The 12,686-nt window shown below is 70.5% G+C and carries 9 protein-coding genes; 4 read left to right on the top strand and 5 right to left on the bottom strand.

Features of this window, described 5'->3' with window-relative positions; genetic code table 11:
- Window positions 1-260 precede the first annotated feature (260 nt).
- Window positions 261-1,286, bottom strand: coding sequence for a DUF2891 family protein (locus IPV09_RS09445; protein ID WP_207474993.1), 1,026 nt, complete (start codon window positions 1,284-1,286; stop codon window positions 261-263).
- A 338-nt stretch (window positions 1,287-1,624) separates the two neighbouring features.
- On the opposite strand from IPV09_RS09445, the gene IPV09_RS09450 reads away from it, so the two are divergent.
- The 4 genes from IPV09_RS09450 to dinB are packed head-to-tail and all read left to right on the top strand — an operon-like array spanning window position 1,625 to window position 7,591.
- Window positions 1,625-1,942, top strand: a complete 318-nt coding sequence (locus tag IPV09_RS09450) for a DUF6504 family protein (RefSeq protein ID WP_207474994.1) — start codon at window positions 1,625-1,627, stop codon at window positions 1,940-1,942.
- Window positions 1,942-2,355, top strand: a complete 414-nt coding sequence (locus tag IPV09_RS09455; protein ID WP_207474995.1) for an SAV_6107 family HEPN domain-containing protein — start codon at window positions 1,942-1,944, stop codon at window positions 2,353-2,355. Before IPV09_RS09450 ends, IPV09_RS09455 begins: the two co-directional genes overlap by 1 nt.
- Window positions 2,352-6,320, top strand: coding sequence for a DNA polymerase III subunit alpha (locus IPV09_RS09460; RefSeq protein ID WP_207474996.1), 3,969 nt, complete (start codon window positions 2,352-2,354; stop codon window positions 6,318-6,320). Before IPV09_RS09455 ends, IPV09_RS09460 begins: the two co-directional genes overlap by 4 nt.
- A gap of 2 nt (window positions 6,321-6,322) precedes the next feature.
- Window positions 6,323-7,591, top strand: a complete 1,269-nt coding sequence (gene dinB, locus IPV09_RS09465; RefSeq protein WP_207474997.1) for a DNA polymerase IV — start codon at window positions 6,323-6,325, stop codon at window positions 7,589-7,591.
- Between the two features lie 19 nt (window positions 7,592-7,610).
- On the opposite strand, the gene IPV09_RS09470 is transcribed toward dinB, so the two are convergent.
- The 4 genes from IPV09_RS09470 to IPV09_RS09485 all read right to left on the bottom strand — a co-directional run bounded on the left by IPV09_RS09470 (window position 7,611) and on the right by IPV09_RS09485 (window position 12,547).
- On the bottom strand, window positions 7,611-8,018 hold the full coding sequence (locus IPV09_RS09470; RefSeq protein ID WP_207474998.1) for a DUF3040 domain-containing protein: 408 nt from the start codon (window positions 8,016-8,018) through the stop codon (window positions 7,611-7,613).
- A 115-nt stretch (window positions 8,019-8,133) separates the two neighbouring features.
- Window positions 8,134-10,365, bottom strand: a complete 2,232-nt coding sequence (locus tag IPV09_RS09475) for a DUF3488 and transglutaminase-like domain-containing protein (RefSeq protein WP_207474999.1) — start codon at window positions 10,363-10,365, stop codon at window positions 8,134-8,136.
- Complete coding sequence (locus IPV09_RS09480) at window positions 10,362-11,627, bottom strand: DUF58 domain-containing protein (protein WP_207475000.1); 1,266 nt, start codon at window positions 11,625-11,627, stop codon at window positions 10,362-10,364. The genes IPV09_RS09475 and IPV09_RS09480 overlap by 4 nt, the downstream gene beginning before the upstream one ends.
- A complete protein-coding gene (locus IPV09_RS09485) occupies window positions 11,627-12,547 on the bottom strand; it encodes a MoxR family ATPase (RefSeq protein WP_207475030.1) in 921 nt (306 codons plus the stop codon). The genes IPV09_RS09480 and IPV09_RS09485 overlap by 1 nt, the downstream gene beginning before the upstream one ends.
- Window positions 12,548-12,686: the final 139 nt, after the last annotated feature.

The following is a 12,686-nucleotide window of genomic DNA, read 5'->3' on the forward strand; positions in this document are numbered from 1 at the left end:
CCCGGCAAGTTGCCCGGCCTGTTCGGTGCGGTGGATCCACCGGTCGACTCTGTCCATGCTCTATCGTACACAGGTACGAATCACGAGCACAAGAGCCGACCCGGAAATTTCTCAGAATCTCTGGTGTGGTTTCTCGGTCAGCGTGCGACCAGAGTGGTGGCCTTGTCGAGGTCGGTGCCGTGGCGGTCCTTCTCGACTTCCAGGTCGTAGTCGGTGTGGATGTTGATCCAGAACTGGTCCGAGCACACTCGCCCGGGTCCTCACAGCAGGGCGAAGGACGCCAGCCAGTGGGTGCTCATGAAGTCGCCCTCGGTGATCGCCAGCCCAGCCCAGCCGTACTGCTCGGCCGAGGAGTCCAGCACCGACGTGCGAGCCGGGTCGTCCAACCACGGCGCCAGGCGACGCAGCATGGCCGAGCGCGACAGCGCCAGTCCGTACAGATGGACGGCCTGGCCGTCGCTCGGGTCCAGCACCTCGGGAACCCGCAGCAGCGCGTCGCCCGGTTCGCCGAGCACCGGCAGAAAGGTGCGCAGCCAGGCGCCGAACTCGACTGGCCCGAGTATCCGGCGCATCAGGTCGGCCTCGGTCAGTGCGGGGGACAGGAAGTCCGCACCGGACGGCTCCCACTGGCTGGGGTAGTCGACGTCGTCGGCGAACCAGGCCAGGGCTGCCGCATCGATGGCCGCGACCACGTCGGTGCGTCCCAGGTGCTCCTGCGCATCGCGGACCAGACCCAGGGCGAAGGCGGTGTTGGAGTGGACGCCGTGGCGCACCGGGGCGGCCAGGTTCGGCAGCCACGCCAGCAACAGGTCGCAGACCAGGTCCGCCAGGGGGCGCAACGCCCCGGCCCACCCGCGGGCACTGGCGGCGAGCGGCCCGGAACCGTCGGCGAGGCGCTGGGCGGTGGCCGCCACCAGGCAGGCCCAGGCCCAGCCGTAGGGCCGCTCGAAACTGCGGTGGCTGGCCAGGTAGTCCACCTCGACGCCGATGTTCTGGCTGGTCAGCCGGGTGTCGAGTTCGTCGAGCAGGTCGCGGTAGGGGGCTGCAGTGAGATCGCCGGCAGCCTCCAGCAGCAGCATTGCCGACCACTGCATGTGCGCCGAGGAGTGCCAGTCGAGGCTGCCGTGGAAGGCGGGGTGCAGCCGGCTCGGGGTGACGTCACAATCCTCGGCCGACAACGACAGGTGGGACGAGACCCACGGCCAGGGTGTGCGCAGGGCGCGGACGACGGTGGTGGCCCAGTCGGAGCCATGGTGCTGGATGCGGGCAGCGGTGGTCTCGTCCATGGTGGCAGTTTATCGACGGGGCTTGACGACGTCGGGTGGCGTGGGGTTATAGTGGAGGTGTTCGAACGGGTGTTCGATTGACGAGTCAGGGGAAGGCTCGTGGTGCTCCTTGCCAAGGGGAGCGCCGGACACCTGTTGGAGCACTGGGACGGCCCCGGTGCGGATGGCTTCGACCCCTGTCCGCGCCGGGGTTCCCGACACCCCGGGTCGAATCGGCGGTGGGCGCATTCCCGGCGCACCGTGAACTGTCGATGGGGCGCGGTCCGGCCAACCGGTCGGACGCCAGCGTAGCCCGCGGTGCCAGCAGCGCCGGGCGTGTGAGTAGGGGAAGACTCAACATGCGTAGACGCGACGACCCGATCGAGGTCACCTGCGACCGTCACGATGCACCCAGCCGGTTCAGCTGGCGAGGCGCCCTGTGGCGAGTGCTCGCCGTCGAGAACCGCTGGGTCGAGACCGGTTCGTGGTGGACCGGGGCCCAGGTGCGGGCCGCCCGGGGGGAACACCTCGACCCCGATGACGACGCCGACCTGCTCGACGAGGTGACGGTGTGGCGCGTGGAGGCCGCGAACGGACTGCCCGGCAGCCGCGGCATCTACGAACTTGCCCATTCCCCCACGCGGGGACGGTGGCAGCTGCGGGGGGTGCTGGACTGATGAGCACGCCCGAACCCCGCACCCCCGAACCGAACTGGGTGCCCGACATCCGTCTGGCCCGCACCCTGGTGATCGAGGCACTGCTGTGCGACACCGACGCCGAGCGCTACCTGCAGGCCCAGCGGGCCGTGGCGCTGGCCGCCGACGCTGCCGTGCTGGCCCGCACCGGACGGCGCATCCCCACCGATCTGGGCGATCCCTGGCCGCTGGTCGCGCGTGCCGTGCCCGGGCTGGGTGAGTGGGCGGCCTACTTCGCTGCCACCCAACCGCGCCGCCGCGCCGTCGCCGCCGGACGACTGGCGGTCGGCACCCGCGAGGCCGACGACCTGGTCCGTGACGCCGACCGCTTCTGCGAGGCCGTGATCACCTGGGCCGAGCAGCCCCACCAGTGGGAGGGCAGGGCCATCGGATGAATGACCCCTTCGTGCACCTGCGGGTGGCCTCGGGCTACTCACTGCAGCACGGCGCCTCCCACCCCGGTGACCTGGTGGCCGCCGCCGCCGACCACGGCATGGACACCCTCGCCCTGACCGACCGGGACGGGCTCTACGGCGTCATCCGCTTCGCCAAGGCCTGCCTCAAGCACGGCATCGCCCCGGTGGTGGGTGCCGACCTGGCCATCCCCGACCCGTGGCGGCGGGCCCCGGCCCGTCGCAGCACCGCCGCGCGTGGTGGCGAGATCCGTGACCAGCGGCTGCCGCGGGTGGTGGTGCTGGCCACCTCGCGCCAGGGCTGGGCCAACCTGTGCCGGCTGACCACGGCCACCCATCTGGCCGGTCACCGCGGTGAACCGGTCAGCAGCCTGGACCTGATCGCCGAGCATGCCGGCGACGGCGACCTGCTGGTGATGCTGGGCTCCGACTCACCCGTGGGCGTCGCCGTCGCCGAGGGTGACCGGTTGCGTGCCCAGGCCGAGCTGCGCCGCTGGGTCGAGGCGCTGGGCCCCGACCAGGTGGCGCTGGCCGCCACCAACCACCAGGTCAAGGGCCATGGGGTGAACTCGGCCGCCCAGGCCGGTGCCCTGGTGGAACTGGCCGACCAGCACCACCTGACCGCGGTGCTCGCCAACCAGGTGCGGATGGCCCGCCGCCAGCAGGCGCCCACCCTGGACGTCCTGGACGCCGCCCGCCGACTGGTACCCCTCGACCTGCGCAACGTTGACCGACGCAACGCCGAGGGCTGGCTCAAACCGGGCAAGCAGATGATCGACATTGCCGAACAGGTCGCTGACCGCTCCGGACGACGCGGCGGCCCGGACGGTGCCGAACGGCTGATCGCCGACACCCGGCTGCTGGCCCAGCGCTGTCGACTCGACCCCCACGCCGACCTCGGCCTGGGCGAGATCCACCTGCCCGAGTTCGGGGTGCTCGGCACCACCGCCGACCAGGCCATGACGGTGCTGCGGCAGCGGTGCGAGGCCGGCATCACCAGCCGCTACGACCACTACCAGCACCCCCGGGTCGTCCAGCGACTCGACGAGGAACTGGCGGTGATCGACCACCTCGGTTTCGCGTCCTACTTCCTGACCGTCGGCGACGTGGTGGGCCTGGTCCGCGAGATGAACATTCGCTGCGCCGCCCGCGGGTCGGGTGCCGGCAGTCTGGTCAACCACCTGCTCGGCATCTCCGGGGTCGACCCGCTGGCCCACGGGCTGGTGATGGAACGCTTCCTGTCGCCGCTGCGCCGGGCGCTGCCCGACATCGACCTCGACGTCGAGTCGGCCCGGCGCACCGAGGTCTACGAAAAGGTGCTGGACGTCTTCGGCAGCGAACGGGTCGCCTGCGTGGCCATGCTGGAGACCTACCGCGTCCGCCACGCCGTTCGTGATGTCGGCAATGCGCTCAGCATGCCCCCCGGCGAGGTGGACGCCATCGCCAAGGCCTTCCCCCACATTCGGGCCCGGGACGCCCGACAGGCCATGCGCGACCTGCCCGAGCTGCGGGCCGCCGGCCTGGCCGAACGCCGCCTCGACGTCTTCTTCGAACTGGTCGAATCGTTGGACGGGCTGCCCCGCCACGTCGCGCTGCACCCCTGCGGAATCCTGCTCAGCGACGCCACCCTGGGGGATCGCACCCCGATCGAGGCCAGCCACGGTGGCTTCCCGATGAGCCAGTTCGACAAGGACGACGTCGAGGACATCGGCCTGCTGAAACTCGACGTGCTCGGCATCCGGATGCAGTCGGCCATCTCGCACTGCCTGGACGAGATCGACCGCACCGGCCATCAGTCGCCGCCCATCGACGACCTGGGCCCCTTCGACGACCCCGACACCTACGACATGATCGGCCATGCCGCCACCCTGGGCTGCTTCCAGATCGAGTCACCCGGCCAGCGCGAACTGGTCGGCAAGTTCGGGCCGTCCACCTTCACCGACATCATCATTGACATCTCGCTGTTTCGTCCCGGGCCGGTGAAGTCCGACATGGTGGTGCCGTTCCTGAATGCCCGACAGGGCTGGAACCAGCCGAAGTACCTGCACCCCGACCTGGAACCGGTGCTGGCCGAGACCGGTGGGGTGGTGGTCTTCCACGAGCAGGTCATCCGCATCGTCGCGGTGATGACCGGCTGCAGCCTGGCCCAGGCCGATGAGGTCCGCCGCGCGCTGGGCGACCTGGCCGGCCAGCGCGACGTGCAGGACTGGTTCGGTCCGATCGCCCGGGAACGTGGGTACCCGGCCGAGACCGTCGAGAAGGTCTGGCAGGTGCTGGTCGCCTTCGCCTCCTTCGGTTTCTGCAAGGCCCACGCGGCTGCCTTCGCGCTGCCGACCTACCAGTCGGCCTGGCTGAAGCGGCACTACCCGGCCCACTTCGTCGCCGGGCTGCTCACCCACGACCCCGGCATGTACCCCAAGCGGCTGATCGCCGAGGAGGCGCGCCGCATGCAGGTGCCGTTGCTCGGCCTGGACGTGAACCGCAGCGGCGCCACCTGGCAGGTCGAATGCCTGCACGGCCCCGACTGGGTGCCACCGCTCAGCGGCCATGCCGACCCGCGGGCCACACCCACCCCGACCACGGTTCTGGATGCCCAGGGGCTTCCCGACGACAGCGCCCACGGCCTGCGCACCGCCCTGGCCGAGGTCAAGGGCATCAGCCAGTCCGAGGTGCTGCGCATCGCCGCCGGTCAGCCCTACACCTCGCTCACCGACTTCTGGAACCGGGCCGGGGTCGAGGCTCCCGTGGTGGAACGGCTGGTGCTGGCCGGCGCCTTCGACGACCTCTACCGGGTCGGCCAGGACGTCGGTGTGCTCGCCGAGGGACAGGTCACCCGCCGAGACCTGCTGCTGGCCACCGCCGACCTCCGCCGACTGCAGGTGGTCGAGAACCGCACCGCCGCCCGGGCCAGGGGACTGGTGCGCAGCAAGTCCTACGAACAACCACGCGAGGATGGCCCGGCCAGCGTGCGGACGCGGGCCCGCCGCCAGGCCGCCGCCGAGGTGGTGCCGTCCCGGGTGGCCGAGTCGTTCACGGGCATCCAACTGGCACTGGACTTCAGCGACCCGGCCGAGGCCGACCCGACCGTCGAGCAGTGGGACCCCGACCTGTGGGGCCACGACCCCCACGACCCCCACGACCCCGACGACCGGACGTCGGGCCCGGGGCAGACCACCCCCACCGACGTGGCCGCCACCGGACTGCCCGAGATGACCCGCATCGAACGCCTCGCCAGCGAACTCGACATCCTCGGCATGGACACCAGCCAGCACATCATGGACTTCTACCGCAGCTTCCTCGACGACCTCGGCATTGCCTGGTCGCGCGACCTGCACGGCCGCCGCAACCAGTCCGAGGTGCTGGTCGCCGGGGTCAAGGTCGCCACCCAGACCCCGCCGGTCAGGTCCGGACGACGGGTGGTGTTCCTGACCCTGGACGACTCCACGGGCCCGGTCGATGCCACCTTCTTCGAGGACGCCCAGGGCGCCTACGCCCACACCGTCTTCGCCAGCTGGTTGCTGCTGGTGCGGGGGGTGATCCGACGCACCGGACCGCAGGGACTGTCACTGCGGGCGACCGGCGCCTGGGACCTGCAGGGCCTGTTCGAGGTGTGGAAACAGGCGTTGGAGTCCGACGGTGACCGGCGGGCAGCCACCGCCGCCATCACCGCCATCATCACTCAGGCGCCTCGTCCGGTCGAGGCTCCCCGCGGGGCCGCAGCCCGAATGCGTGGTGGCCAGTTGGCCCAGGGCGCCGACCCGCGGGACGGCACCGTGGGCGATGCCCAGCAGCACACCCGCGCCGGCGGCATGGGGCAGCGCCGGGTGCTGGTGCATCCCAGCGGGTACCAGCAGTCGCCCTATGCCGACGTCAAACCGGCCGGCAGCCCGGCCGACCAGGCACCGCGCAAGCTGTGGCACTCCAGCCCCGGAAGCTCAGGCAGGTGACCATGGAACAACCCGTGGGGGTGCAGGGGGTCACCCCCCGCGAACAACCCGTGGGGGTGCAGGGGGTCACCCCCCGCGAACAACACGTGGGGGTGCAGGGGGTCACCCCCCGCGAACAGCACCGCGTCATCATGCATGTCGACATGGACGCCTTCTACGCCTCGGTGGAGTTGTCCCGGCGCCCCGACCTGCGCGGCATCCCCATGTGGGTGGGTGGCGCCGAGCGGGGGGTGGTGCTGTCGGCCAGCTATGAGGCCCGGGCCCGGGGAGTGCGGTCCGGCATGCCCAGTTCCCGCGCCCGCCGACTGTGCCCCGAGGGGGTCCCGGTGCCACCGGACTACGACACCTACGCCGCGGTCAGCGATGGTGTCTTCGCGATTTTCCGCAGCATCACCGGGCAGGTCGAGGCCGTCTCCGTCGATGAGGCCTTCCTCGATGTCACCGGCACCCGACGTCGGCTCGGCACGCCCCTGCAGGTGGGCCAGCAGATTCGTGCCCAGGTCGCCGATGAGCAACGGATCACCTGTTCGGTCGGCATTGGTCCCAGCAAGTTCCTGGCCAAGTTGGCGTCGACCCACTGCAAACCCGATGGCATCCACGAGGTGCTGCCCCACCAGGTCACCGCCTTCCTGCACCCGCTTCCGGTCGAACGGATCTGGGGGGTGGGTGAGGCGACCGCCACCAAACTGCACCGGCTGGGGTTGACCACCATCGGCCAACTGGCCCACACCCCCAGGGGGACCCTGCAGCGGGCAATGGGTGCCCATGCCGGCGGCTGGTTGCACGACCTGGCGTGGGGACGCGACTCGCGGCAGGTCACCAGTGCCCCCGCCGAGCGCAGCATCGGCGCGCAGGAAACGTTCAGTCGCGACACCGACGACCCCGAGATCGTGCGGGTCGAGTTGCTGCGGATGGCCGCACGCACCACGTCACGGATGCGGCAGGCCGGGGTGCTCGGCCGTGGGGTGACCCTGTCGGTGCGTTTCTCGGACTTCACCACCATCACCCGCACCACCAGTCTGCCGACCCCGACCGACGTCACCGACGAGGTCTATGCCGGGGCGCTGCGCTGCTGGCACAAGCTGCACCTGCAGCGGGGACGGATCCGTCGGGTGGGGGTCCGGGTCGAGAACCTGGTCGACCGCGACGACGCCTACCAGCAGTTCACCCTGGACGCCCCGGAGCGGGGCATGCGCGAGGTCGAACTGGCAGCAGATGCGGTGATCGCCCGCTTCGGGCCGCAGGCCATCCAGCGGGGGAGCCTCACCTAGCCGGGAACACGATCCGACTTCAGCGACCCTCGTCCTGGCGACGCTTCCAGCGTTCCTCGAGCCTGTCCATGAAGGCCGAGGACGAGTCGGCGTTGCCGCGGTGGGTGCGCGTGGCCGAGTACGACGCCGACTTCGAGGGCTCCCGATGCGGCTGGCCATCGCCGCCGCGTCCGAGCACGAACCAGGCAGCGGCCGCGAACATCGCCACGAAACCGATCACGCTGATGAACCAGCCCCACTGCATGCCGACCAGCAGCAGCGCGATACCGGCCACGAACCCGGCGATGCTGATCGCCAGACGTTTGCCGTTGACGACCATCGGGCGGCTGGTCCCGCGCAAGGTGTGGGCCAGCTTGGGGTCGTCCTCGGACAGAAGCGCCTCGAGTTGCTCGAGCCGTCTCTGTTCTTCCTCGGAGAGGGCCATCATTGCCTCCAAGCTGTGCAGGCGAGTGCTGTGCGCTCCAGTGTAGTTCGCCCGAGCGCGGGGCAACAGTGACGGCCGTCAACGTGATCAACCTGATGTCTGCGGTGCCGGGCCACGCTCAGTTGCCGGACAGTCGCTGCCCCAGATTGGTGAACAGCGACGTCGGCCAGACGACGCTGCGCGCCTTGGCGGCCCCGCTCTGGTGGGCGCGCACGTCCTCGGTCACGTACCGCACGTCCTGGGTGAACTGGTCGGGCAGTTCGCCCAGGCCGCGGCTGTAGCGGGCACGTTCGACCGTCTCGGCGACGCGACCCATGGCCTCGGCCGCCGGGACCTCCAGCACCGCCGCCAGGGCAGCGGCCTTCTCCCGCGGGGAGCCCGCAGGCCAGCCGGCACCGACGTCGCGCATCGTGTCACGCAGCTCGGCCCACAGCGCCTCGGCCCGGTCCTCGGCCGAGCCGCCGCCGGCGAATCGGCGGCGGCGGATCACCTGGCGGGTGACCATGGGCGTCAGCAGCCCGGCGAGAACCAGCAGGGTGAGACCCACCACCGCCAGGAAGCGTCGCCAGGCGAAGGCGTTGCCGTCGGTCGCGACCTCGAACTCGGTCTGGGTGGCCGACGGGGTGTCCATCGACCCGCTGGTGGACGCCGACGGGTCGGTGCTCTGGCTCGTCGACGGGGTGGACGAGGGGCTCTCGGTCGGGCCGCTGCCCTGGACGACGGTCCACTCGGGGGCGTCGGCGACCCCGGCGGTGGGTTCGAAGCGGACCCAGCCGAAGCCTTCGAAGAACAGTTCGGGCCAGGCGTGCATCTCCTTGGCCTGCACCTGCCACGTATCGCCATTCCTGGTGCCGGGCAGGAAGCCCACCGCGACCCGCGAGGGGATGCCGCTGATCCGGGCCATCAGCGCCATCGCCGAGGCGAAGTGGATGCAGTAGCCCTTCCGGTCGGTCAGCAGGAAGTTCTTCATCACCTCGAAGCCGTCGCCGGCGGGCGCGTCGGTGGAGTAGGTGAACGTGCGGGGGTCCCGCAACCAGGCCTGGATGGCGGCCGCCTTCAGCACCGGGGTGGGGGCGTCGGCGGTGACCTCGGCGGTCAGGTCGACGATCTCCTGGGGGACGTCGTCCGGCAGGGCTCTGGTCAGGCCGTCGTCGGGCGGGTTGCCCGGCTGGGCACTGTTGAAGCTACTGGGGTCGGGGTCGGTGACCACGCTGGTGACCGAGTACTCCAACCCGCGGGTCGCGTCGGTGTTGTTGCCCTCGGTCGACAGGATCATCATCGTCACCGGGTCGAAGGACCACTGGCCCGGTGCGGTGAAGCTGCGCGGGGCGTAGGGGGAGGGCAGGTACTGGCTGCCGAAGTTGCCGATCCGGATGGTGGTGGTGGTCTCGAGCTGGCGCGTGCCCAGCCCCGGCGGGTTGGGCAGGGCGCCGTTCTGCAGTTGGACGGCGGTCAGTTTCCAGCTGTCGCGATCCATCACCGACAGCGACGCCATCCGCAGGTACTGGCCCTCGCCGGTGTCGGTGGTGTAGTTCACCACCACCTGCTCGGACTGCTGGGACAGGTTGCGGTGCAGCTCAATGGTCGGGTCCTGCATCTGGATGGGGCCTACCCCCCGGGGCCGCCGCGAGTTCAGGTCAAAGGTGCCCATGGTGGGCACCGCGTTGCCGATCAGCAGCGAGAAGGCCAGCACCGGTACGCCGATGATGGCGGCCATGCCCCACACACCGGCGGTGGTGTGCTGCCTGGTGGCGTCGTCGTCGACCAGATTGCGGGTCCACCCGGCCAACCCGCGGGAGGTGTCGGCGGCCAGGACAACCAGCAGGCCGACGCCCAGCAGCACGAAGGACAGCCACTCGACCTGGGTGTCCAGGGCGAGCGCCGGGATCAGGTACAGGGTCAACATGGGTGCCGCGATCCACGCGGGGGTGTCCAGGGTGAGCACCAGCACGTCGGCGACGATCGTGACCATCCCCATCAGCAGCACCAGCAGCAGGGCGGTGCCGGCATTGGGCGGCATCGGGGCCACGTTGGTCTGGATGTGCAGGATGCCGTCCAGCAGCGCGTCCCACACCTGGCTGATGATGTTGCCCCCGCCCGGGGTGGCGTTGACGCCGAGCCCGATGGTGGCCCCGACCAGGGCGAGCACCTGCCACAGATGGATCAGCACCACCGGCACCCGCAGCCGCCGGGACAGCGCCGAGATCGCCATGATCACCACGATCACCGGCACCCCCAGCACCAGGTAGCGGCGGTCGGAGGTGAGGTTCAGCAGGGTCACGCTGGCCAGGACCATGGCCACGGTGACGGCCGCGGCCATCACGTCTGTCGGGCGGACGATGCGCTTCACAGGGAGGCTCCGATCTGGTCCAACTGGTGCCAGGCCTCGTCGACGGCCATGGGGTGGCGCACCGGCACGACGCGCCAGTTGCTGGCGGCCAGGCGCCGCAGGCAGTCCTGGTGCTCGTCGATCTGCTCGGGGGTGGCCCGGAACCGACGGGCGGTGAAGGAGTCGACGTCCAGCACGATGGCCAACCCCTGGGATCGGCTCTGCCGCATGGTCTGCATGGCGGCGACGTCGGCGGCGGTCAGGCGACCCAGCACCGCGATCATCATCTCGCCGGTCTTGCCGAGGGTGATGGTGTCGGTGGCCAGCCGCAGGTCGGGATCACCTGGGGTCAGCGCGGCGTCGGTCAGGGCCAGCAGCACCCCGTCCTCGGCCGAGGCCGGGTCCATGCCGCCCGTGTCAATGAGCGCCCCGGCGGCGTCCACGATCCGCAGGTTGTAGCCGGCGCGCTGCATGTGGCGGGCGATCGAGGCGATGGCCGAGACGGCCCACTCGAAGGAACTGTCGGGACCGGTCCCGGCGTGGGCCTGGATCCGGGTGTCCAGCAGCAGGGTCAACGACGGGTCCCAGGACTGCTCCTCGCGGCGCACCATGATCTCGTCGCGTCGGGCCGTGGAACGCCAATGGATGCGGCGCACGTCGTCGCCGTCGCGGTACTCCCGGATGAGCACGTCGTCCTGGCCGACCAGACCAATGCGGCGGGGGGTGCTGTCGCCGGTCTGGCCGGAGCCGGGCGCCGAGGCCATCACGCTGAGCGGGACGATCCGGGGGGTGACCAGCACCTGGGTGGTGGAGCTGAACCGCCGGTCGAGCCGGGCCAGACCGAACGGGTCACTGGCGCGGACCAGCAGCGGGCCCACGGTGTAGCGGCCGCGGGCGCTGCCGATGATCGGGTAGTCAATGGTGCGCCGCCAGCTGCCGGCCACGGTGTGCATGGTGAAGCGAGGACGACGGCCGAGCTCGCGGGGCAGGGACTCCTCGAAGCGCAGCACGGCCAGCGGGAAGGAACCCTTGTTGGTCAGGGTCAGCGCCCCGTTGAGCTTTTCGCCCAGCACGCCGCGGGGCGGCCAGACGCGTCGTTCGGCCTTCAGTCGCAGGCCGCTGCGGCTCACCGCCACCAGGCCGATCAGTGGCAGCAGCACCAGGGCGATGGCGAACCACAGGATGTCGCGCTGGCCGAGGCTGATCGAGACGACGACGCCGAGGACGCCGGACAGGAACAGTGCCCATCCGCGTCCGGTCAGCAGCTTCCACGGAGCCCTCATCAGCGGTGGTCGGGAAGCTCCACGGACGCGACCAGGTCCTGCAGGATGTCGGTCACCGCACGGCCACCCAGCTGGGACGCGGTCGAGGGCAGCACGCGGTGCGCCAGCACCGGTATCGCCAGCACCTGGACGTCCTCGGGAATGGCGTAGTCGCGTCCCTTCATGGCGGCCCGGGCACGCACGGCCCGCAGCAGCGCCAGCGACGAGCGGGGCGAGGCCCCCAGTCGCAGGTCCTGGCTGGCGCGGGTGGCCGCGACGATGTCGATGATGTAGTTCTTCACCGTGTCGGCGACGTAGACCTCGCGGCAGATCTTGATGAGGGCCACGACCTGCTCGGCGGTGGCGACCGGCTTCAGGTCGGCCAACGGTTCGTGGGCGCCGTGGTGGTCGAGCATGTCGAGCTCGGCCTTGCGGGTGGGGTAGCCCATCTCGACCCGGGCCATGAAGCGGTCGCGCTGGGCCTCGGGCAGGGGATAGGTGCCCTCCATCTCGATGGGGTTCTGGGTGGCGATCACCATGAACGGTCGTTCCAGCTCGTGGGTGACGCCGTCGGAGCTGACCTGGCGTTCGGCCATCGCCTCCAGCAATGCCGACTGGGTCTTCGGCGAGGCCCGGTTGATCTCGTCGCCGACCACGATGTTGGCGAAGATGCCGCCCGGCTTGAACTCGAACTCGCGGGTGGCCTGGCTGAAGATGCTGACGCCGGTGATGTCACTGGGCAGCAGGTCAGGGGTGAACTGCAGCCGTCGCACCGAACAGTCGATGGCCTTGCCCAGGGCGCGCGCCAGCATCGTCTTGCCGACGCCGGGGACGTCCTCGACGAGCAGGTGCCCCTCGGCCAGCAGGACCACCAGGGCCAGGTCGATCTGGTCGGTCTTGCCCTCGATGACGTGTTCGATGGCGTCGCGCACGGCCGCCATCGACGTGACGACTTCGTGCACCTGCGGTGCTTCGGGGGCGACGGTCACAGGAACTCCTTCGAGGATCCGGGGTTGCCCGCGTCCGCAGGCCGAGATTGTGCCGATACCGAGCCTAGTGGTTGCGATCAACCTGACCAGT

The sequence above is a fragment of the Tessaracoccus sp. SD287 genome, from assembly GCF_017355265.1.
In the GTDB taxonomy this organism is placed as follows: Bacteria; Actinomycetota; Actinomycetes; order Propionibacteriales; family Propionibacteriaceae; genus Aestuariimicrobium.